This is a genomic window from Burkholderia sp. 10_S31, from assembly GCF_056930375.1.
Genome location: NZ_JBXOWK010000003.1, coordinates 3,468,418 through 3,489,814, shown reverse-complemented (window position 1 = coordinate 3,489,814; position 21,397 = coordinate 3,468,418). Strand labels below are relative to the sequence as shown.

At 65.9% G+C, this 21,397-nt stretch carries 18 protein-coding genes and 1 tRNA gene; 13 read left to right on the top strand and 6 right to left on the bottom strand.

Annotation, left to right across the window (positions count from 1 at the left end; all coding sequences use genetic code 11):
* Positions 1-55 precede the first annotated feature (55 nt).
* From AC1Z3W_RS36415 to AC1Z3W_RS36385, 7 genes are all read left to right on the top strand, one after another.
* Positions 56-853, top strand: coding sequence for an ABC transporter ATP-binding protein (locus AC1Z3W_RS36415; RefSeq protein ID WP_006491292.1), 798 nt, complete (start codon positions 56-58; stop codon positions 851-853).
* 58 nt (positions 854-911) lie between these two features.
* Positions 912-1,760 (top strand): ABC transporter permease, encoded by an 849-nt coding sequence (locus AC1Z3W_RS36410; RefSeq protein ID WP_057928034.1) that lies wholly within the window; start codon positions 912-914, stop codon positions 1,758-1,760.
* 153 nt (positions 1,761-1,913) lie between these two features.
* Positions 1,914-3,281, top strand: coding sequence for a sensor histidine kinase (locus AC1Z3W_RS36405; RefSeq protein ID WP_124834740.1), 1,368 nt, complete (start codon positions 1,914-1,916; stop codon positions 3,279-3,281).
* A gap of 15 nt (positions 3,282-3,296) precedes the next feature.
* A complete protein-coding gene (locus AC1Z3W_RS36400) occupies positions 3,297-3,974 on the top strand; it encodes a response regulator (RefSeq protein WP_057928009.1) in 678 nt (225 codons plus the stop codon).
* 273 nt (positions 3,975-4,247) lie between these two features.
* The gene (locus AC1Z3W_RS36395) at positions 4,248-5,378 is read left to right on the top strand and encodes a porin (protein ID WP_057928010.1); all 1,131 of its coding nucleotides are present in this window, start codon (positions 4,248-4,250) and stop codon (positions 5,376-5,378) included.
* A 337-nt stretch (positions 5,379-5,715) separates the two neighbouring features.
* Positions 5,716-7,734: a site-specific DNA-methyltransferase gene (locus AC1Z3W_RS36390; protein WP_483509473.1), complete on the top strand. Its 2,019-nt coding sequence runs from the start codon at positions 5,716-5,718 to the stop codon at positions 7,732-7,734.
* Entirely contained in the window at positions 7,734-10,769 is a 3,036-nt protein-coding gene (locus AC1Z3W_RS36385; protein WP_057928012.1) for a type III restriction-modification system endonuclease, read from the top strand. Before AC1Z3W_RS36390 ends, AC1Z3W_RS36385 begins: the two co-directional genes overlap by 1 nt.
* Positions 10,770-11,018: 249 nt before the next feature.
* Here AC1Z3W_RS36385 and AC1Z3W_RS36380 read toward each other — a convergent pair whose 3' ends face one another.
* From AC1Z3W_RS36380 to egtB, 5 genes are all read right to left on the bottom strand, one after another.
* Positions 11,019-11,399, bottom strand: coding sequence for a hypothetical protein (locus AC1Z3W_RS36380; RefSeq protein ID WP_483509472.1), 381 nt, complete (start codon positions 11,397-11,399; stop codon positions 11,019-11,021).
* Positions 11,400-11,620: 221 nt separating this feature from the next.
* On the bottom strand, positions 11,621-11,875 hold the full coding sequence (locus tag AC1Z3W_RS36375; RefSeq protein ID WP_175826456.1) for a hypothetical protein: 255 nt from the start codon (positions 11,873-11,875) through the stop codon (positions 11,621-11,623).
* A gap of 57 nt (positions 11,876-11,932) precedes the next feature.
* Complete coding sequence (locus tag AC1Z3W_RS36370) at positions 11,933-12,229, bottom strand: hypothetical protein (RefSeq protein WP_057928015.1); 297 nt, start codon at positions 12,227-12,229, stop codon at positions 11,933-11,935.
* A gap of 272 nt (positions 12,230-12,501) precedes the next feature.
* On the bottom strand, positions 12,502-13,515 hold the full coding sequence (egtD, locus tag AC1Z3W_RS36365; RefSeq protein WP_483509471.1) for an L-histidine N(alpha)-methyltransferase: 1,014 nt from the start codon (positions 13,513-13,515) through the stop codon (positions 12,502-12,504).
* Positions 13,499-14,728, bottom strand: coding sequence for an ergothioneine biosynthesis protein EgtB (gene egtB / locus AC1Z3W_RS36360; RefSeq protein WP_483509470.1), 1,230 nt, complete (start codon positions 14,726-14,728; stop codon positions 13,499-13,501). The genes egtD and egtB overlap by 17 nt, the downstream gene beginning before the upstream one ends.
* A 626-nt stretch (positions 14,729-15,354) precedes the next feature.
* Between egtB and AC1Z3W_RS36355 the strand changes: the two genes are divergently transcribed.
* The gene (locus tag AC1Z3W_RS36355) at positions 15,355-15,831 is read left to right on the top strand and encodes a carboxymuconolactone decarboxylase family protein (protein ID WP_057928018.1); all 477 of its coding nucleotides are present in this window, start codon (positions 15,355-15,357) and stop codon (positions 15,829-15,831) included.
* Entirely contained in the window at positions 15,831-16,712 is an 882-nt protein-coding gene (locus tag AC1Z3W_RS36350) for a sigma-70 family RNA polymerase sigma factor (RefSeq protein WP_483509469.1), read from the top strand. The genes AC1Z3W_RS36355 and AC1Z3W_RS36350 overlap by 1 nt, the downstream gene beginning before the upstream one ends.
* A 228-nt stretch (positions 16,713-16,940) precedes the next feature.
* Here AC1Z3W_RS36350 and AC1Z3W_RS36345 read toward each other — a convergent pair.
* Positions 16,941-17,017, bottom strand: a tRNA-Val gene (locus tag AC1Z3W_RS36345).
* A 352-nt stretch (positions 17,018-17,369) separates the two neighbouring features.
* Here AC1Z3W_RS36345 and AC1Z3W_RS36340 point away from each other — a divergent pair.
* From AC1Z3W_RS36340 to AC1Z3W_RS36325, 4 genes are all read left to right on the top strand, one after another.
* Positions 17,370-18,305, top strand: a complete 936-nt coding sequence (locus tag AC1Z3W_RS36340; RefSeq protein ID WP_175826461.1) for a glycosyltransferase family 2 protein — start codon at positions 17,370-17,372, stop codon at positions 18,303-18,305.
* Positions 18,306-18,381: 76 nt separating this feature from the next.
* Positions 18,382-19,953, top strand: a complete 1,572-nt coding sequence (locus AC1Z3W_RS36335; protein ID WP_483509468.1) for a hypothetical protein — start codon at positions 18,382-18,384, stop codon at positions 19,951-19,953.
* A gap of 72 nt (positions 19,954-20,025) precedes the next feature.
* On the top strand, positions 20,026-20,814 hold the full coding sequence (locus AC1Z3W_RS36330) for a methyltransferase domain-containing protein (RefSeq protein WP_175826463.1): 789 nt from the start codon (positions 20,026-20,028) through the stop codon (positions 20,812-20,814).
* The gene (locus AC1Z3W_RS36325; RefSeq protein WP_175826464.1) at positions 20,811-21,149 is read left to right on the top strand and encodes a DMT family transporter; all 339 of its coding nucleotides are present in this window, start codon (positions 20,811-20,813) and stop codon (positions 21,147-21,149) included. The genes AC1Z3W_RS36330 and AC1Z3W_RS36325 overlap by 4 nt, the downstream gene beginning before the upstream one ends.
* Positions 21,150-21,397 lie beyond the last annotated feature (248 nt).

Genomic DNA, 21,397 nt, shown 5'->3' with positions numbered 1-21,397 from the left:
GACCGGCCCGGCGTCGCCACGATGCGGCGCCCTCTTCACCCGCAGGACGAATGCGATGAACCAGGCAGTTTCCCCGAGCACACCGGCGATCGAGTTTCGCAATGTGTCGTGCCGCTTCATTTCACCGGAAGGCAAGGCCACCGTCGCGTTGCGCGACTTCAGCATGAGCGTCGCGCGCGGCGAGTTCATCGCGATCGTCGGCCCGACCGGCTGCGGCAAGTCGACCACGCTGAACCTGATCACCGGGCTGCTCAAGCCGGTGTCCGGCGAGGTGCGCGTGATGGGCCGCCCGGTCGACGGGATCGACCCGCGCATCGGCTTCGTGTTCCAGGCCGACGCCGTGTTCCCGTGGCGCAACGTGATCGACAACGTCGCGGCAGGCCCGCTGTTTCGCGGCCGCTCGAAGGACGTCGCGTACGCGCAGGCCGAGGAATGGATTCGCAAGGTCGGCCTCGACAAGTTCACGAAGCACTACCCGCACCAGCTCTCCGGCGGGATGAGGAAGCGCGTCGCGCTCGCGCAGACCTTCATCAACCAGCCGGAAATCCTGCTGATGGACGAGCCGTTCTCCGCACTCGACATGCAGACGCGCACGCTGATGCAGGACGAGCTGCTGCAGCTCTGGTCCGCGAACAAGGGCTCGGTCGTGTTCGTCACGCACGATCTCGAGGAGGCGATCGCGCTCGCCGACCGCGTGTTCGTGCTGACCGCGCGCCCCGCGACGCTCAAGCGCGTGTACGAGATCGACCTGCCGCGCCCGCGCGTCATGTCGGAAGTGCGCTACGACGCGCGCTTCATCGAAATTTCCAAGGACATCTGGCACGACCTGCGCGAAGAAGTGCAGATCGGCTGACGCACACGCCTCACGACAGGCAATGGCAAGACACAGCAAGGACAGGAGCATGACCGACATGACGCTTCCCACTACCGCCCTTCCGGCGACGACGCTCGAGGACGACGAGCGCGCCGCGCAACGCCGGCTGCGCCGCCGGCGCAACCTGATCGTCACGCTGCGGATCGCCGTGCTCGTCGTCGTGCTCGGCGGCTGGGAGCTCGCCGCACGGCTGAAGTGGATCGATCCGTTCTTCTTCTCGATGCCGTCGCTGATCTTCGAGCAGATCCAGGACTGGTTCGTGAACGGCACGTCGCAGGGCCCGCTGCTCACGCAGGTATGGGTCACGCTCGAGGAAACCGCGATCGGCTTCCTGATCGGCTCCGTCGCCGGCGTGATCTGCGGGATCGTGCTCGGCCGCAACAAGCTGATGGCCGACGTGTTCGGCCTGTACATCCAGATCGCGAACTCGATTCCGCGCGTGGTGCTCGGCTCGGTGTTCGTGATCGCGCTCGGCCTCGGGATGGCGTCGAAGATCGCGCTGGCCGTCGTGATGGTGTTCTTCGTCGTGTTCGGCAACGCGTTCCAGGGCGTGCGCGAAGCCGACCGCTACCTGATCGCGAACGCGCAGATCCTCGGCGCGTCGCGCCGGCAGATCACCACGTCGGTCGTGATTCCGTCCGCGCTCAGCTGGATTCTCGCGAGCCTGCACGTGAGCTTCGGCTTCGCGCTGGTCGGTGCGGTCGTCGGCGAATTCCTGGGTTCCAAGCAGGGCATCGGCCTGCTAATCTCCACCGCCCAAGGCGCGTTCAACGCGAGCGGCGTGTTCGCGGCGATGATCGTGCTGGCCGTGGTCGCGCTGGCCGCCGACTACCTGCTGACCTGGGTCGAGAAGCGCTTGCTGAAGTGGCGCCCCGCCGCGTTCTGAGCGCCCCCAAACCTGTCGCTTCGCGCCAGGCCCCCCGAGGGGGTCAAGAAAACTTGGGGCGGCCCGGCGTTTTCTTGAGAGCAGCGCACGCATCGGATGACACGCCCGAACCGCGCCGGTTGCCCCGGCGCGGTTCGGCATTGAGGAGACGGAATGGCGCACAGCCTGCGCGGGCGGCTCTTGTGGTGGCTGCTGCTGCCGCTCGCGGCTTTCGTGCTGATCGCGGGCGCGATGTCGTACGACACCGCGCGGCGCACGGCCGCGCTCGTGCAGGACAGCGCGCTCGTCGCATCCGCGCGCACCATCGGCGAGGACGTCGAATGGCGCAACGGGCTGCCGGTCGCCGACGTGCCGCCGGCCGCGCTGGAAATCTTCGAGTCGCCGTCGGGCGATTCGGTGTTCTACAAGGTGATCGACGGCCACGACCGGCTGCTCGCGGGCAATCCCACGCTCGCGGTGCCGGCGCAGCACGGCGTCGAGCCGACGCTGTACGACACGTCGCTCGACGGCGTGCCGCTGCGCGCGACCGCCTACGATCGCCAGCTGTACGACGAGGGGCAGGTCGAGACGGTCACGGTGGTCGTCGCGAAGACGACGCGCTCGTATGACGCGATGGTCGCGACGATCTGGCGGCCGCAGCTCGTGCGCCTGTCGCTGATGCTGGTGCTCGCGATCGTGCTCGTCTATCTCGGCCTCACGCTCGAGCTGCGCCCGCTGATGAAGCTGAAGGACGACGTTGCCGACCGCGGGCCGATGGAGCTGGAGCCGATCCGCCCGGAGCGGCTCCAGCACGAATTGCGGCCGATCGTCGACGCGATCAACCAGTGCATCGCGCGGCTGAATACGCACACGGCCACGCAGCGCCGCTTCATCGCCGACGCCGCGCACCAGCTGCGCACGCCGATCGCGGTGCTCGACACGCAGATCCAGTATGCGCGGCAGCGCGACCACGACGACCGCGAGCTCGCGGCCGTGCTCGACAGCATGCAGCGCAGCAGCCGCAAGATGGCGGACGTGACCGACAAGCTGCTGCTGCTCGCGCACGCGGAAGCGACGCCGTCGACGCTGCTCACGCATCGCGTCGATCTCGCCGCCGTCGTGTCGAGCGTGCTCGAGGAAACGATCGTGCTCGCGCAGCGGCGCGACATCGACCTCGGCGCCGACCTCGGCGAACGGCTCGACGTCGCGGGTAGCGACAGCCTGCTGACCGCGCTGGTGATGAACCTCGTCGACAATGCGGTGCGCTACACGCAGCCCGGCGGCTGCGTGACGGTCTGCGCGCGGCGCGACGGCGACACGGTCGTGCTCGACGTGGTCGACAACGGCCCCGGCATTCCGGCCGAAGCGCGGCCGCACGTGTTCAAGCGGTTCTACCGCGTGTCGGCCGACACCGAAGGCTCGGGCCTGGGCCTCGCGATCGTCCGCGAGATCGCGCAGGCGCACGGCGGCAGCGTGTCGCTCGCGCCGGGGTCCGGCAATCGCGGGATCGTCGTGACCGTGCGGCTGCCCGCCTATGATTGAAGAGATGAAGTCGCCATGAAACTCCTGCTCGTCGAAGACAACGCCGAACTCGCGCACTGGATCGTGAACCTGTTGCGCGGCGAGGATTTCGCGGTCGACTGCGTCGGCGACGGCGAGCGCGCGGACTCGGTCCTGAAGACCGAGCGCTACGATGCGGTGCTGCTCGACATGCGGCTGCCCGGCATCAGCGGCAAGGAAGTGCTCGCGCGGCTGCGGCGCCGCAACGACAACGTGCCGGTGCTGATGCTGACCGCGCACGGCTCGGTCGACGACAAGGTCGACTGCTTCGGCGCGGGCGCCGACGACTACGTGGTCAAGCCGTTCGAATCGCGCGAGCTGGTTGCGCGAATCCGCGCGCTGATCCGCCGGCAGGCCGGCGTCGGCACGACGCAACTCGTATGCGGCGATCTCGTCTATGCGTTCGGCACGCGCGAATTCCGCTGCGGCGACACGGTGCTCGCGCTGCGCCGCCGCGAGCATGCGATTCTCGAAACGCTGATGCTGCAGCAGAACAAGACGGTGTCGAAGGCGCGGCTGATGGACAGCGTGTTCGCGCTCGACGACGAGCCGAGCGCGGATGCGATCGACATCTACATCCACCGGCTGCGCAAGCATCTCGCGGGCAGCACGGCCGAGATCATCACGCTGCGCGGGCTCGGCTATATCCTGCGCGCGAAGGGCGTGCAGGCCTGACGCCCCGTCCCTCCACATCAATTCGTATAACGTAATGCGGGCAGGCTGAAGGTTGCCGTCCGGCTCGCATTCGACTGGCCGCCTGCCCGATTCTCGATTATTGCGCGTTCGGTGTTTTCACCGATCCGATTCTTTCCTTAGGGAAAGCGGCGTGAAGGATTGCCCCCTCTACGATGCTACACGTCGGCCCTCTCGCTGTGGCCGGCAACATCCGGCATACATTACGTACTGCCAACGAACAGATTTCAATGCGGTAGCTCGGAGGAGAAGATCTTGAAACGAAAAACCCTTGCCCTTTCCATCGCGGCGGCAGGCCTGTGCGCCGGCACCCAGGCGCATGCGCAGTCGAGCGTGCAGCTGTACGGCCTGATGGACCTGAGCTTCCCGACCTACCGGACTCACGCCGACGCGAACGGCAATCACGTGATCGGGATGGGCAACGAAGGCGAGCCGTGGTTCAGCGGCAGCCGCTGGGGCCTGAAAGGCGCTGAAGACATCGGCGGCGGCACGAAGATCATCTTCCGCCTCGAAAGCGAATACGTGGTTGCGAACGGCCAGATGGAAGACAACGGCCAGATCTTCGACCGCGACGCGTGGGTCGGCGTCGAGGACGAGCGCTTCGGCAAGCTGACGGCCGGCTTCCAGAACACGATCGCGCGCGATGCATCGGCGATCTACGGCGACGCGTACGGCTCCGCGAAGCTCACGACCGAGGAAGGCGGCTGGACCAATTCGAACAACTTCAAGCAGATGATCTTCTACGCGGCCGGCCCGACCGGCACGCGCTACAACAACGGCCTCGCGTGGAAGAAGCTGTTCAGCAACGGCATCTTCGCGAGCGCCGGCTACCAGTTCAGCAACTCGACCGCGTTCGCGACCGGTTCCGCATACCAGGTCGCGCTCGGCTACAACGGCGGACCGTTCGCCGTATCGGGCTTCTATAACCACGTAAACAACGGCGGCTTCACGAACCAGACGTTCTCGGTCGGCGGCAACTATGCGTTCAGCATCGTGCGCCTGAACGCCGGCTATTTCCGCTACAACGGCGACCAGGGCTCGCTCGGCCAGCGTCACGACGATTCGTGGACGGTGTCGATGAAGATCGCGCCGAAAGGCGCGCTCGACTACGAGCTCGGCTACCAGCAGATGCGGGTCAAGAACGCCGCGTACAACTCGGACGGCTTCGTCCCGAACGCGAACCTCGGCGCGTTCAGCCTGACGAACGGCGTCGGCAACGGCTTCAAGGAAACGATCTACGGGTCGGTGTTCTATCACCTGAGCAAGCGCACCGAGCTGTACCTCGCCGGCGACTACATGAAGCTGCACGGCGGCTACACGGTGTCGTCGACGTTCGGCGCGAAGAACCAGCTCGAACTGACTTCGGGCATCCGCACGCGCTTCTGACCGTGCGGCCGGGGCGCGCCGCGCCCCGCCGCTCCCTCCGTTCGGGACTCTCCATGCGGGCACGCCGGCACACCGCGCCGACCGTGCCCTTTTTTTCGTCGATTTGGACCCGCCCGGGATACCCGGAAAACGCCCGTGGGGCGCGTGCCGCGACAACCGGCCCGAAGCCGCTTGCGGCCCGTGGGGCGGGCGATCGCGGCCGATGCGCGCACGATCGCCTCACATCGGTGCTTGACCTGCGCCGACCGACTCGCTAGCGTTTCGGGTTTGCCCGGGTGGCCATTGCCGCCGGTGCCGTGAGTGCGCCCGACGTCCTGGCGCAAGCGGCCGGGCTCCGATGGAAAAAACGATGCAGAAACTCGATGCGGCGAGCCCGCAGGCGATGTCGACGGATTTCACCGCCGACAACGTCGCGCGCCTGAAGGCGCTGTTCCCCGAACTCGTGACCGAAGGCCCGGACGGCGCGTCGGTCGACGTCGACGTGCTCAAGGCACTGGTCGGCGAGCGCACCGTCGGCGACGCCGACGAGCGCTACGGCTTCCACTGGCACGGCAAGCGCAGCGCGCGCCAGGCCGCGCTCACGCCGTCGACGGGCACGCTGCGTCCCTGCCCCGGCGACAGCGTCGCGTGGGACGACACGCGCCATCTCGTGATCGAGGGCGACAACCTCGACGTGATGAAGCTGCTGCACAAGAGCTATGCGGGCAAGGTGAAGCTCGTCTACATCGACCCGCCGTACAACACCGGCAGCGATTTCGTCTATCCGGACGACTTCAGCGACAGCATCCGCCACTACCTGGCGATGACGGGCCAGACCGACGGCGGCGTGAAGCGCAGCACCAATACCGAGGCGAACGGCCGGTTCCACACCGACTGGCTGAACATGATGTATCCGCGCCTGAAGCTCGCGCACGCGCTGCTGTCCGACGAAGGGCTGATCGCCGTGCACATCGACGAGCACGAGGTGCATGCACTCGTGCTGATGCTGCGCGAGATCTTCGGCGAGGAGAACGAGCTCGGTGTCGCCGTGTGGGACAAGCGCAATCCGAAGGGCGATGCGCGCGGCGTCGCGTACCAGCACGAATCGCTGGTGCTGTTCGCGCGCAATGCCGAGACGCTGCTCGAGCAGGCGCCGCTGAAGCGCCCGAAGCGCAACGCGCAGCGCATGCTCGATGCCGCGCACGACGCGGTGTACCGCAGCGGCAACGCAAAGGACGCGCAGAAGGCATACCGCGCGTGGATGAAGGCGCAGACCAACCTGTCCGGCGGCGAGGTGATGTACGACCGGCTGTCGGCCGACGGACGCGTGTATCGCCTCGTGTCGATGGCCTGGCCGAACAAGAAGAAGGCGCCGCAAGAGTATTTCACGCCGCTGATCCACCCGGTCACCGGCAAGCCGTGCGCGATGCCGGCGCGCGGCTGGCGCAACCCGCCCGCGACGATGCAGGCGCTGATCGAGCGCGGCCAGATCGAGTTCGGCGCGGACGAAACCACGCAGCCGCAGCGGATCTACTACCTCGACGAGAACATGTACGAGAACGTGCCGTCGGTGTTGCCGTTCGCCGGCTCCGACGACGCGCTGCTCAAGACGCTCGGCATCCCGTTCGACCTGCCGAAGCCGGTCGATTTCGCGGCAGCCGTGATCGGCTGGTGCACGCGCGGCGACGACATCGTGCTCGACTGCTTCGCGGGCTCCGGCTCGACCGGCCACGCGGTAATGCAGGTGAACGCGACCGACGGCGGCGCGCGCCGCTACATCCTCGTGCAGCTGCCCGAGGCGCTCGACCGCCGCGACAAGACGCAGCTCGCAGCCGCCGATTTCTGCGCGAAGCTGAAGAAGCCGCTGACGCTCGCGGAAATCACGAAGGAACGCCTGCGCCGCACCGCGCAGCAGGTCGCGCGCGACTATCCGGAAAGCTATGGCGACCTCGGCTTCCGCGTGTACCGGCTCGACACGACCAACGTGATCGAGTGGGATCCGCGCCGCGACGACTTCGACCACGCGCTCTTCGCATCCGTCGAACACGTGAAGACCGGCCGCACCGAGGACGACCTGCTCGCCGAGCTGACGCTGAAGCTCGGCCTCGATCTGTGCACGCCGGTCGAGCATCACCAGGTTGGTGGCAAGACCGTGCACCTGATCGGCCGCTCGATCGTCGCGTGCTTCGATGCGCGCATTTCGCGCGACGACGCGGGCCCGCTCGCCGACGGCATCGTCGAGCTGCTCGATGCGACCGGCGCGACGCGCGACGTCACGTGCCTGTTCCGCGACAGCGGCTTCGTCGACGACGTCGCAAAGCTCAATCTCGCCGCGCTGCTCGAACAGCATGGCGTGAAGCGCGTGCGGAGCCTGTGATGCGGCTGCACTTCGAAGCGGACCTCGACTACCAGCGCGAGGCCATCGACGCCGTCTGCGACCTGTTTCGCGGCCAGGAATCGTATCGCGGCGACTTCAGCGTGCTCGCCAACGCCGCGCCCGGCACGACGGCTGCGGCCCAAGGCTCGCTCGGCTTCGCGGTGTCGGAGCAAGGCGTCGGCAACCGGCTGTCGCTGACCGACGACGCGCTCGCGCGCAATCTTGCCGACGTGCAGCTGCGCGGCGGGCTGCCGCCGTCCGGCCTGCCCGGCTCGCGCGACTTCACCGTCGAGATGGAGACGGGCACCGGCAAGACCTACGTGTACCTGCGCACGATCTTCGAGCTGAACCGCCGCTACGGCTTCACGAAGTTCGTGATCGTCGTGCCGTCGATCGCGATCAAGGAAGGTGTGCACAAGACGCTCTCGATCACCGAGGATCATTTCCGCTCGCTGTATGCGGGCGTACCCTACGACTACTTCCTGTACGACTCCGCGAAGCTCGGCCAGGTGCGCCACTTCGCGGCGAGTGCGGCGATCCAGATCATGGTGATGACGGTTGCCGCGATCAACAAGAAAGAGATCAACAACCTCTACAAGGACAGCGAGAAGACCGGCGGCGAGAAGCCGATCGACCTGATCCGCGCGACGCGGCCGATCGTGATCGTCGACGAGCCGCAAAGCGTCGACGGCGGGCTCGAGGGGCGCGGTCGCGAAGCGCTCGCCGCGATGGCGCCGCTCTGCACGCTGCGCTATTCGGCGACGCACGTCGATCGTCACCACATGGTGTACCGGCTCGATGCGGTCGACGCGTACGAGCGCAAGCTCGTCAAGCAGATCGAGATCGCATCGGCGATCGTCGAGGATGCGCACAACAAGCCGTACGTGCGGCTCGTCGGCGTGTCGAACCGGCGCGGCGCGATCAGCGCGCGCATCGAGCTCGACGTCGCGACCGCGGCCGGCGTGAAGCGCCAGATCGTGTCGGCGACCGACGGCGACGATCTCGAACGCCTGACGAAGCGCGCGCTGTATGCCGGGCTGCGAGTCGGCGAAGTCCATGCGGTGAAGGGCGCCGAATACGTCGAGCTGCGTCATCCGGAAGGCGAGGCGTTCCTGTCGCTCGGCGAGGCGTTCGGCGACATCGACACGCTCGCCGTGCAGCGCGAGATGATCCGCCGCACGATCCGCGAGCATCTCGACAAGGAATTGCGCCTGGCCGAGCGCGGCGTGAAGGTGCTGTCGCTGTTCTTCGTCGATTCGGTCGAGCGTTACCGCCGCTACGACGAGAACGGGGTGCCCGTGAAGGGCGACTACGCGCTGATCTTCGAAGAGGAATATGCGCGTGCGGCGCGCGTGCCGGCCTACCGTGCGCTGTTCGACGGCGTCGACGTCGCGCTCGAGGTCGAGCGTGCGCACAACGGCTACTTCTCGATCGACCGCAAGGGTGGCTGGACCGACACGAGCGAGAGCAGCGCCGCGGCCCGCGAGAACGCGGAGCGCGCGTACGGGCTCATCATGCGCGAGAAGGAAGCGCTGCTGTCATTCGACACGCCGCTGAAGTTCATCTTCTCGCACTCGGCACTGAAGGAAGGCTGGGACAACCCGAACGTATTCCAGATCTGCACGCTGCGCGACATCCAGACCGAACGCGAGCGCCGCCAGACGCTCGGCCGCGGGCTGCGCCTCGCGGTCGACCAGGACGGCGAACGCGTGCGCGATGCGGGCGTGAACACGCTCACCGTGATCGCGACCGAGCGCTACGAGTCGTTCGCCGAGAACCTGCAGAAGGAAATCGAGGCCGATACGGGCATCCGCTTCGGGATCGTCGAGGAACACCAGTTCGCGGCGCTGCCGGTGCAGGAAGGCGACGGGCCCGCGCACGCGCTCGGCATCGAGCTGTCGCGCATCCTGTGGAACCACCTGCACGAGCAGGGCTACGTCGACGCGCAGGGCAAGGTGCTCGACCGGCTGAAGGATGTGCTGCGTCAAAGCGCGCTGGTGCTGCCGGATGCGTTCGAGATGCTGCGTGCGCCGATCGTCGCGACACTGCGCAAGCTGTCGGGCCGCTTCGCGGTGCGCAATGCGGACGAGCGCCGCGCGATCGCGCTGCGGCGTGATGCATCGGGCAAAGTTGTCGTGTTCGGTGACGACTTCCGCGCACTGTGGGAGCGTATCCGCCATCGCACCGTGTACAGCGTCGAGTTCGACAACGCGAAGCTCGTGCGCGACTGCACGGCCGCGCTGCGCGACGCGCCGGACATCGCACGCGCGCGGCTGCAGTGGCGCAAGGCCGAGATCGACATCGGCAAGTCCGGCATCGAGGCGATCGAGGTGGCCGGCGCCGGCACGGTGCTGATCGACGAAGGCGAGCTGCCATTGCCGGACCTGCTCACCGAACTGCAGGATCGCACGCAGCTCACGCGCCGCTCGCTCGCGACGATCCTGGCCGACAGCGGCCGGCTCGACGATTTTCGCGTGAATCCGCAGCAGTTCATCGCGGTGGCCGCCGATGCGATCAACCGCTGCAAGCGGCTCGCGCTGGTCGCGGGCATCGCGTACCGCAAGCTCGGCGAACGCCACGTGCATGCGCTCGAATCGTTCGAGAGCGAGGCGCTGACCGGCTATCTGCGCAACCTGCGGCCCGATGCGCGCAAGTCGATCCACGAGGCCGTCGTGTGCGAGACCGATGCGGAGCGTGCGTTTGCCGATGCGCTGGAAGCACACGACGGCGTGAAGCTGTACGCGAAGCTGCCCGCGTGGTTCCGCGTGCCGACGCCGCTCGGCAGCTATCACCCTGACTGGGCGGTGCTGGCGGAGCAGGATGGCGGCGAGCGGCTGTATTTCGTCGTCGATACGCCGAATGCGGACGGCAACGTGACGACCGAGCACGAGCGCGCGAAGCTCGCGTGCGGCGAAGCGCATTTCCGCGCGCTGGTGGACGGGGAAGACGCCGCGCGATTCGTGCGCGTCAGGCAGGCCGATGCGTTGTTCGAGCCGGTTGCAGCCGCCGCGCCGCTGGCGGGCGCGGGACGCTGAAAACGAAGGGCGGCGACGAGCCGCCCTTTTTTGATGGACCGAGCCTCGACGCGCCTGCGATGCCTGTTCTGCGCGACGAATCCGCCTGTCATTCGCATGAAAGCGATTCGTATCCTGATGCGTTTGTGCGCGTGGTTACGGCTGGTTGCAAATCGGGGTCGATGCGAGGCGGGCATGCGACAGCCCTTGTACGACGGTCATGAAAAAAGGGCGCCGAAGCGCCCTTTCTCCCGGATGCGTATGCCGTACTTACAGCGTGTGACCGAACGCGTTGCGATGCGCGTGATGCGTCGACGTCGAGGCATGTGCGGTATGGCCGTGCGTATGCCCATGACCGCGGCCTGGCTGCGTGCCCGCACGATCGGCGATCGTGTCGGAGCGATCGGCCGCTCGCGCGAGGCCCTTGTCGCGGTCGCCCGAACGGAAACCGTTCGAGTTGCTCAGCGCTGCGCCGCTCATATGGCCGCCGGACATGCCGCCCGCGTTGCCGCCCATGCCGCCTGCGCCGTGGCCACCACCGTTGCCGCCACCACCACCGCCTCCATTGCCGCCGGCCGCTGCATTCGCGGAAACGGCGCCGAGTGCGAATAGCGCGGCTGCCAGCACGGACAGATATCGTTGCGTTTTCATTGTTTGCTCCCTGGAGCGCGTTTGTGTAGTTGCATTCTAGGAACGCTGAAAATTCGCGCGATTCCGCGTTGTAAATGATCGTAACGGCGCGCGTGGCGCGTATTCGTCAGACCAATTTGCAAAAGGCCGGCTCGGGCGCGAAATGCGGGGCCGGCCGCCGTGAGAAAAGGAAGATGAAAGGCGGAAACGGCGCCGCGGCGCCGCTCCGTCGACGATTGCGCTTACTGCGCGGGGTGCATGCCCTGCGCGGCGGCCTTGCGCTGCGCGGCCAACTCCTGCTCGTGCTTCTTCGCCATGTGGTGGCCGACGATACAGCCGCCGACCGCGCCGACCACGGCGTGATGTCCCGCATAGTGGCCGGCGACGCCGCCCACCACCGCGCCCTTCATGCAGCCCGCTGCGTGCGCGCTGCCGATCGTTGCGAGCGCAACGACAGCGGCGGTTGCGCACAACCTGATGTGTCGAATGGGCATCATGCGATCACTCTCCTCTTGTCGTCGTGATCAGGGTTCTCGTGATCCGGTCGCCGGGCTTCAATCCCAGCGGCCGCGCCAGCCGCCACGGTCGCCGCGATCGCGCCACTCATGCTCGCGCCATTCACGGCGGCGCCATTCGTGTTCGCGCCATTCGCGCGCACGCCAGCCGTCGTCGCGGTAACCCACCGGCGCGTACATCACCGGTGGCGGCGGCGCGACGTAGACGGGCGCCGGCGCCGCGTAGACGCCCGGCACACCGACGCCGACCGACAGGTCGACGTGGGCCGATGCGACGCCCGATGCTGCCAGCGCCGCTACACCGAGAACTGCACCGAGAATAAGTTTCTTGCTCATCTGGCGACTCCCTGCACGTGTCGTGCTTCATGTGAATACGGTTCGGAGTCTAGACACCGGGCGCCGACACAGGTGAAACCGGTCTGCGAGACCGGTAACGGACGTTTACGAATGAGCGCAAAGCCTTGCGTGGCAAGGGCGACGAGCGCTTCGACGTGTCGTTGCAACGGCGCATCGAAGCGGTAAAGGCGGGAATTTTTGCCGAAGATCGGGCCGGCGATGCATGCAGCATGCAAACCGCACGCACGCCGTGCGAGCGGTTCGTCACGGCGTTACGCACGGATATCGTCGACGCTGCGCAGCCAGTGCACGCTGAACAGGTTGTCCGCATCGGTCCATACGGTGTCGGGCTCGAAGCCCGCACGCCGCGCGATCGCATGGAAGCCGTCGATCGTGAACTTGTGCGAGTTCTCCGTATGGATGCGTTCGCCGGCCTCGAAGCGGAACGTGTGGCCGCGCACGTGCACCGTCTGCGCGATATCGCTGACGAGATGCATCTCGATGCGCTGCCGCTCGCGATCGTAGAACGCGCAATGCGAGAACGCGTCGAGATCGAAGTCCGAACCGAGCTCGACGTTCGCGCGGGCGAGCAGGTTCAGGTTGAACTGCGCGGTCACGCCCTGCGCGTCGTTGTACGCGTGATGCAGCGTGCGCTCGTCCTTCACGAGATCCGCGCCGACCAGCAGGCCGCCGCCGCGCAACAGCCGCGCGGCATCGCGCAGGAATGCGTCGGCTTCCTCCGGCGAGAAGTTGCCGATCGTCGAGCCGGGGAAGAAGCCGATGCGCCGGCGCGGCGTTTCGGTCAGCTCGGCCAGCTGGTCGGCCTTCGTGTAGTCGGCCGCGATCGGCGCAACGTCGAGCCACGGATATGCGGCACGCAGCCGCGCGGCCGCGCCGTGCAGGTAGTCGGCCGAGATGTCGATCGGCACGTAGCGCGCCGGCGCGTTCGCGCAGTTGTCCGCGCATGCGTCGAGCAGCACGCGGATCTTCTCGAGCGAGCCCGCGCCGAACTCGACGATGTCCGCATGCGGGCCGACGCGCCGAACGATCTCGGCCGCACGATCGCGCAGGATCCCGAGCTCCGTGCGCGTCGGGTAGTACTCGGGCAGTTCGCAGATGCGGTCGAACAGCGCGGAGCCGGCCGCGTCGTAGAAGTATTTCGGCGAAATGCTGCGCGGCGTGCGCGACAGTCCGTCGATCAGGTCGCGCTCGAACGCGCTCGGCCGCGCATCGCGGGCGGGTTGCAGGCCACCGCTCGTGGCCGTCAGGTCAGACGTCTCGCGCAAGTCGCACTCCCGTGAATTGCCAGCGCGCGGCCGGCGGAAAGAAATTGCGGTACGTCGGCCGCTCGTGCCCCGGCGGCGTCGCAATGCTGCTGCCGCGCAGAACCTGCTGGCCAACCATGAACTTGCCGTTGTATTCGGCAGTGACGCCGGCGAGCGGCCGAAAGCCCGGATACGGCTCGTAGGACGAACGCGTCCACTGCCATGCATGCCCGAGCATCTGTTGAATGCCGTTCGTGCCGAACGCGGCTTCCCATTCGAATTCGGTCGGCAGGCGTGCGCCGGCCCATTCCGCGTACGCGGCCGCTTCGTAGAAGCTCACGTGACACACGGGCGCATCGGGCGCGAGCGGCTCCACGCCGTGCAGGCCGAACGCGCACCATGCATGGACGGTTTTCGCATTGCCGTCATCGTCGGGAATCCAGTAGGCGGGCCCCGACCACCCTTCCCGCTGCACCGTTGCCCAGCCGTCGGACAGCCAGTATTCAGGGCGTTCGTAGCCGCCTTCCGCGATGAAGGCCGCGAATTCCGCATTCGTCACCAGACGGTTCGCGATCTCGCACGGGCGCACGAGCGCCGTATGGCGCGGCCGTTCGTTGTCGAACGAAAATGCGTCGCCGTCGTGGCCGATCTCGATGAGCCCGCCCGGCTGATGCAGCCAGCGCAACGGGCCCGCATCGCCCGCGGCCAGTGCGGCGTGCGTGCCGGCGCCGCTGCGCGGCCGGAACGCGGGCTTCAGCGGGTTGCACGAGAACGCATGCAGCATGTCCGTGACGATCAGCTCCTGATGCTGCTGCTCGTGATGCAGGCCCAGCTCGATCTCGGGCGCGATCGCCGCGAGCAACGCCGGGTCGGCTCCATCGAGCGCGCGCAGCATCGCTTCGTCGACGTACTGCCGGTACGCATGCACCTCGTCGAGCGACGGACGCGTAAGCAACCCGCGCTGCGGCCGCGGATGGCGCGGGCCGAGCGCTTCGTAATAGGAATTGAAGAGGAACTGGAACGTGTCGTCGAACGGCGCGTAGCCCGGCACGCGGCGCATCAGCACGACGGTTTCGAAGAACCAGGTCGTATGCGCGAGATGCCATTTCACCGGGCTCGCGTCGGGCATCGACTGCACGGCCTGGTCTTCGGCGGACAGCGTCGCGGTCAATGCGACGCTATGGGCGCGCACGTCCTGGTAACGGCGCTGAAGCTGGGATGCAGGGAGGCTCATCGGTTTACCGTCCACGTCGCGATTCGCTGCGTTGCGTTGCCGGAAAAGGGAAAGCCTTGCGCTCGGATGCGCGCGGCTGACGTGCGACCTTCGTTGCTGCGTCGTCGGGCAGCCGGCGCGCGCGCCGGGCCGCTGATGCGGCGTCACTCCATCTGCCCATGCAGAACAGTATGGGCCAGAAATGTGAACGTCGCGAATCGGATTTCGGACGAAACCAACACGAAAGAAAAATGAAAGCATTCGCCATGCGCCGATCGTCGGCGTGACGAACCGTCGATGCCCGTCATGGCGAGGCTCGGTAACGGAAGGAGGAAGGAACGCAATGTGCATGCCTGCACGTGCGCACTACCGACGCCTCATGACAGCCGCGCTGCTCCGATGAAAGGTCGATGGCTCGGGTTCGCCGGAGCAACGGCGCCATGCGGCTGGTCGAATGTCCGGTGTGCGGGACGACCGAGACGATATCGGTCTCGATCCGCGCGTTGGTATCGCGGCCGCCCGCCCGATTGTCAGCGGCTCATGCCTTCGCACGTTTCCCGGTTTTTGAAAAATTTTTCGCATCGATGTCACACGCCCTGGGGGCTCGCTCGTCATATCAATGGAACCCATACGAAAGGAGAAGGACCATGACTGCGAAACTCAATCCGTTTGCCGCCGCCCCCGCGCTGATGAAGAGCTGGATGACCGTATCGGTCGCAGCGGCCGGGAGCCTCGAGCCGACGCTGATCGAGCTGGTGAAGATCCGCGCATCGCAGATCAACGCGTGCGCGAACTGTCTTAACATGCACACCGTCGAGGCGCGCGAGCAAGGCGAGACCGAGCAGCGCATCAACCTGCTGGCCGCGTGGCGCGAAGCGCCCTGCTACACCGACCGCGAACGCGCGGCGCTCGGCTGGACCGACGCGCTCACGCGGCTGTCGGAGGGCCACGCCGCGCACGAGGCCGCGTATGCGGCGCTGAACGATCACTTCAGCCAGGAGGAACAGGTGAAACTCACGCTGATGATCAACGTGATCAATGGCTGGAACCGGCTTGCCGTCGGCTTCGGGCTGTGGGTCGATCCGGCCGAAGCGAAGGCTGCGGCGGCGAAGATGGTGGCCTGATGACGAACCTCGATCCGGCCGCGCGCAGTGCCGAAGACCGGGCTGACGCAGCAGCGAGCTTCGACCCGCTGCGTCGCACACTGATCCGCGTCGCGTACCGGATGCTCGGTTCCGTCGCGGATGCCGAGGACATGGTGCAGGAGGCGTTCATCCGCTGGATGGACGTCGATCGCACCGAGGTGCGCGTGCCCGAGGCGTTCCTGCGCCGCATGGTGATGCGCATGTGCCTCGACCAGCTGAAGTCCGCGCGGCACCAGCGCGAGACCTATATCGGCCCGTGGCTGCCCGAGCCGGTCGTCGAGGAAGATGCACAGGAAGACGTCACGCTGCCGCTGATGCTCGCGCTCGAACGGCTGTCGCCGCTGGAGCGCGCGGCGTTCCTGCTGCACGACGTGTTCGGCCTCGAGTTCGACGAGATCGCGACGACGATCCAGCGCGACCCGGCCGCATGCCGGCAGCTTGCGGCGCGCGCACGTACGCATGTGCGCGAGGCGCGGCCTCGGTTCCATGTCGAGAAGCAGCGCGGGATCGAGCTGGCCGAGGCGTTCTTCGCGGCGTCACGCAGCGGCGACATGCGCGCGCTCGGCGCGATGCTCGCCGAGGACGTGAGCCTGCATTCCGACGGCGGCGGCAAGCGCGCGGCCGCGGGCAAGCCGGTGATCGGCTTCGAACGTGTGATGAAGGTGCACGAGTACCTGGCCGAGCTGTTCACCACGCATGCGTCGAAGTTCGTGCGGGCCGGGTTCATCAACGGGTTGCCGGGTTTCGTCACGCTGGAAGCCGACGGCGAGCTGCAGACTACCGCGCTCGAGATCGAGGATGGGAAGATCGTCGCGATCTATGTCGTGCGGAATCCTGACAAGTTGAAGCATCTGCACTGAGGGTGGCCGGTAGGCACATTGCGCCTGCTGCCCCTTCTCCGCGCCCTGCTTTGCCTGTCGCCGGCTGATTGCGATGCGTGTATCGCACGACGCACCGTGCACATGCATGCGCAGTTTCGGCCGCAAAAATAAAAACGCCACGCGATGTTGCCGCGTGGCGTTCGTATGTTTGGCGAGCCGGATTGCCTGTAGGCAATTCGCGCTGCCGGACCCCTTCATTTTGTTCGTTGGTAGGCTCGATTGGATTCGAACCAACGACCCCCACCATGTCAAGGTGGTGCTCTAACCAACTGAGCTACGAGCCTAAGAAGCCGCGAATTATAGAGAGGGTTTTCGAGGAGCACAAGCCCCTTCGTGAAAATTTTTTGAATCGGGGGGATGCGTTCGGGATTGCGCGGTGCTTGAGGCAAACGGCGATCGCATGCGGGTTCATCCTCACTGCGACGTCTCACCGGCCCGGACCACGTTAAGTCATAATGGATTCGTCGCGAATCCGGGTCCGGGGTTGCGAACGATAATCAAGAGCAGGAACCGGCTCGACCCGGTCACCGGGAACAGGCGCGCATGATGCACGACCTGCCCGACATATTGCACGGACCGGTAGCTTCTCGTGACGACGACAAGCCGCAACATACGCGTAACGATATCGGGGTGGGTATGGTCGCGCTCAATCTGGTGATTCCCTGCTTTAACGAAGAAGCCGTGTTGCCGGAAACCGTACGCAGGCTTACGATCCTGCTCGACCGGCTTGCCGGCGACGGTATCGTCGACGGCTCGAGCGGCGTGACATTCGTCGACGACGGTTCGCACGACGGGACCTGGTCGTTGATCGAAGGCTTCCATGCCGCCGATCCACGGATCCATGGCCTCAAGCTGTCGCGCAACCACGGGCACCAGAATGCGTTGCTTGCCGGCCTCATGAAAGTGAACGGCGACGTGCTGATCAGTCTCGACGCCGATCTCCAGGACGACCTCGACGCGATTCCGCGCATGCTGGGCGAATACCAATCCGGCGCCGAGATCGTATTCGGCGTGCGGCAGCGTCGCGACAGCGACGGCTTCTTCAAGCGCGTCAGCGCGCGCGGCTACTACCGGCTGCTGCGCCGCTTCGGCGTGGACATCTTGCCGGATCACGCGGATTTCCGCCTGATGAGCCGCCGGGCAATCGAAGAATTGCGCGGCTTCCGCGAGGTCAACCTGTTCCTGCGCGGCATCGTGCCGCTGCTGGGCTTCCGTACCGCGATCGTCCGGTACGACCGGCAACCGCGCTTCGCCGGCGAAAGCAAATATCCATTGGCAAGGATGATCTTGCTCGCATCGGACGGCGTCGCGTCGTTTTCGACCAAGCCGCTGCAATGGAGCGCGTACGTTGGCGCCCTGCTCGCGCTGGCCTCGACCGTGTTCGGCATCTGGGCGCTGTCGATCCGGCTGTTCACCGACCGCTCGGTGCCCGGTTGGGCGTCCACGGTGATCCCGATGTACTTTCTCGGCGGCCTGCAGTTGCTGTTCCTCGGCGTGATCGGCGGCTATGTCGCGAAGATCTATGCGGAGACGAAGCAGCGCCCGCGCTTCATCGTCGAGAAGACGCTATGACGGGCAATCGGTCCTGTGCCGCAACGATCCGGCACGAGGCTAGCGGCATCGGTATCTCACACGGGGGACTCGCGCGATGGATGACAGCACGGTAAGCGGCCGCCTGCCGCGCGCGTGGCCACGTCGCGCGGTGGATCGCGCGTTGCGTGCATTGTTCGTTGCGACGGTCGCGGCGGCCGGCCTGCTGTTCTGGCTCGCACCGCACCCGCCAATGGTCGATCTTCCGCAGCACGCGGCACAGGTCGCAACGCTGCACGACATGCTGCTCGGCCAGTCGCCCTGGGCGCCACTGCTGCGGATCAACCTGTTTACACCCTACCTGCTCGGCTATGGCGCGGCGGCAGCACTGTCGTTCGTGATGCCGGTCACTGCCGCGTTCAAGGTCATGCTGACCCTGTCGTTCTACGGATTCGTCGCCGCGTATATCGCGCTGCGCCGGCGTCTCAGTACCGACCCGCGCCTCGACTGGCTGTGCGTGCCCGGGTTCTTCGGCTTCGCGTATGAATTCGGCCTCTATTCGTACCTGGTCGCCGCGCCGATCGCGATGATCTTCCTTACGCTTGCGCTCGACTATGCCGAGCAGCCGACCTCTCGCCGCGGCACTGTACTGGCGCTCGTCAATCTTGCGCTGTTTTTCTCGCACGGGCTGATCTTCGTGTTCGCGAACGCGATCGGCGGGTTGTTCCTGCTCGTGCGCCGGCCCCGCATGTTTCCGCGCGCACTGCTCGCCGCGTGGCCGTATGCGGTGCTCGCTCTTGTCACGGTGCTGTACGCGCTCTTGCATCGCGATGTCGATCTGGCACCGATGTATCCGTTCACCGTGATCTGGACCATCAATCCACTGTTCCGAATGTTTGCGGCCGCGATGTATCCCTGGGGTACTACCGCCGACGACAGTGCACTGCTGGCGTCCCTGCTGATCGCCGCCGCACCGCTCCTGATGGCGTCGAAGGCAAACCGACACGTTACCACCTATGTACCGGCGATCGTCATGGCCGTTGTCTGGTTCGGCGTGCCGCTGTTCGCGATCAATACGTTCTTCCTGTTTCCGCGCTTCGCACTGTTCCTGTTTCCGTTCTATGCATTGATGTTCCAGGCACCCATGCCGGCGGAACCCGGTCGAGGGGAGACGCCATGGCTCTCGCTGATGGCGCAGTTGATCCTTGCCGGAATCTGCATCGGCTTCATCGCGCAGCAAGGCGTGCGTGTGCTGCGCTTCGCCGACGAGAGCGCTGATTTCGACCGGGTCGCCAACGCGATCGAACCGGCGCAGCGCGGCCTCGCGATCATCGTCGACCGGGCGAGCGTGGCTGCGGATAATCCGTTCGTCTACGAGAACTTTGCGGTCTGGTATCAGGCCGAGCATCGTGGTTTCGTCGATTTCAATGCCGCGCGGTTCCCGCCGCAGATCGTCCGCTTTCGGCTCGACCGGCTGCCCGGTGTCGGGCCATCCGACGTCTCGCCGCAGCAGCTGTACCGGCACTTCAACTGGCAGCGGCACCAGGGGCGCCTGTACCGGTATTTCTTCGTCCGCGCCGAAACACCGCTGCCGGATGCGTTTTTCGCCAATCCGGACTGTCGCGTCGTGCGCGTGAAGACGGCAGGCGAATGGTCGGTGTATGAGAAGCAGGCTTGTCGGGGCGATTGATTGCAGTGCCGCCGCATGAGGTGCGTTGCGTCGCGCCACGTCATGCACCGATCGCGCCATCGGGAGATTGCGATGCCACCTGGATTCATCGCGGACGATACGCCGCGGCCGTATGACGAGACGTTCTACCGGTACCAGCGCGAAGGATCGGTACGGTCCGCGCGCGGCGTACTGCCAAGCATCAATGCAATGCTGAGGCCCGCGAGCATCCTCGACGTCGGTTGCGGCGCCGGAGCGTGGCTCAGCGTGCACCGCGAGCTCGGCGTGCAGGACGTGACCGGCATCGACGGCGACTATGTCGATCGTTCGGTATTGCTGTTCGATCACGCCCACTTCGTGCCGGCCGATATTTCGAAGCGCTTCGATCTCGAGCGGTCGTTCGACCTCGTCCAGTGCCTCGAAGTCGGCGAGCACGTGCCGAAGGCATCCAGCGAGATGCTCGTCGACAATCTCGTCCGGCATGGCAAGCATGTGCTGTTTTCCGCCGCGGTACCCGGCCAAGGCGGCGAAAACCACATCAACGAACAGGGCTACGGGTTCTGGCGCGACCTGTTCGCGCAGCGCGGCTACCTGCTGTTCGATTTCGTACGGCCGCTGATCGCCGCGGACACCCGCATCGAACCTTGGTACCGCTACAACCTGCTCTTTTTTGTTGCCGCCGACGAAGTGGAACGGCTGCCGGACGCCATCAGACAACACCGCGTCGACGGCAGTTCGGGCGTACCGGACGTGTCGCCGCCCGGCTACAAGGTGCGAAAGTTCATGCTGCGCTGGCTGCCGGTGCGCGTGAAGACCGGCATCGCGATTCTGAAGAGCCGCATGGTCGCCAACCGATTGAAGCGCACTGAGGAAGACCGGTGAAACTGTCCGTCTACCTTCTCATTCTCACCGGCGTGTTCCTGGCTGCAACCGGCCAGATCGCGTTCAAGGTCGGTGCCGACGGCCGCCACGCATTGGCTGAATTCATCAATGCGTGGGTCGCACTCGGGCTGCTCTGCTACGGCGCGGGCACGGTGCTCTGGATCTTCGCACTGAGCAAGGCAGGGCTCACCGTCGTGTATCCGTTTACCGCGCTCACGTTCGTGCTCGTCTTTCTGGCCGGAATCGTATTCTTCGGCGAACGTGTGTCGTATGCGCAATGGGGAGGCGTCGCGATGATCCTCGGCGGGCTGTACCTGACTGCCGTGGTTCGATAGCGGACCGACTTGCGACGAAACTTATCCACAGCCCTCTATGGATAACCGTCCGACAAGCCTCTGGATTCACAGTGGAACGATTGAGGATATGTTGGCGCGGCCGTGAATCGACGAAAAGTTGTTCTGTGCTGCACAGAGCTTTTCGTGTGCATTGCCTGTGGTTATGCATTCCGCTTCACGCTGTAAATTCAGGACGTTACGGAGGTTATCCACTGTGAGGCGGCGCGCTTGTTAACTATCACTACGTA

Coding starts and splice junctions, on each gene's coding strand:
- AC1Z3W_RS36415 (WP_006491292.1), top strand. CDS start 56: ATGAACCAGGCAGTTTCCCCGAGCACACCGGCGATCGAGTTTCGCAAT.
- AC1Z3W_RS36410 (WP_057928034.1), top strand. CDS start 912: ATGACGCTTCCCACTACCGCCCTTCCGGCGACGACGCTCGAGGACGAC.
- AC1Z3W_RS36405 (WP_124834740.1), top strand. CDS start 1,914: ATGGCGCACAGCCTGCGCGGGCGGCTCTTGTGGTGGCTGCTGCTGCCG.
- AC1Z3W_RS36400 (WP_057928009.1), top strand. CDS start 3,297: ATGAAACTCCTGCTCGTCGAAGACAACGCCGAACTCGCGCACTGGATC.
- AC1Z3W_RS36390 (WP_483509473.1), top strand. CDS start 5,716: ATGGAAAAAACGATGCAGAAACTCGATGCGGCGAGCCCGCAGGCGATG.
- AC1Z3W_RS36385 (WP_057928012.1), top strand. CDS start 7,734: ATGCGGCTGCACTTCGAAGCGGACCTCGACTACCAGCGCGAGGCCATC.
- AC1Z3W_RS36380 (WP_483509472.1), bottom strand. CDS start 11,399: ATGAAAACGCAACGATATCTGTCCGTGCTGGCAGCCGCGCTATTCGCA.
- AC1Z3W_RS36375 (WP_175826456.1), bottom strand. CDS start 11,875: ATGATGCCCATTCGACACATCAGGTTGTGCGCAACCGCCGCTGTCGTT.
- AC1Z3W_RS36370 (WP_057928015.1), bottom strand. CDS start 12,229: ATGAGCAAGAAACTTATTCTCGGTGCAGTTCTCGGTGTAGCGGCGCTG.
- egtB (WP_483509470.1), bottom strand. CDS start 14,728: ATGAGCCTCCCTGCATCCCAGCTTCAGCGCCGTTACCAGGACGTGCGC.
- AC1Z3W_RS36355 (WP_057928018.1), top strand. CDS start 15,355: ATGACTGCGAAACTCAATCCGTTTGCCGCCGCCCCCGCGCTGATGAAG.
- AC1Z3W_RS36350 (WP_483509469.1), top strand. CDS start 15,831: ATGACGAACCTCGATCCGGCCGCGCGCAGTGCCGAAGACCGGGCTGAC.
- AC1Z3W_RS36340 (WP_175826461.1), top strand. CDS start 17,370: ATGGTCGCGCTCAATCTGGTGATTCCCTGCTTTAACGAAGAAGCCGTG.
- AC1Z3W_RS36335 (WP_483509468.1), top strand. CDS start 18,382: ATGGATGACAGCACGGTAAGCGGCCGCCTGCCGCGCGCGTGGCCACGT.
- AC1Z3W_RS36330 (WP_175826463.1), top strand. CDS start 20,026: ATGCCACCTGGATTCATCGCGGACGATACGCCGCGGCCGTATGACGAG.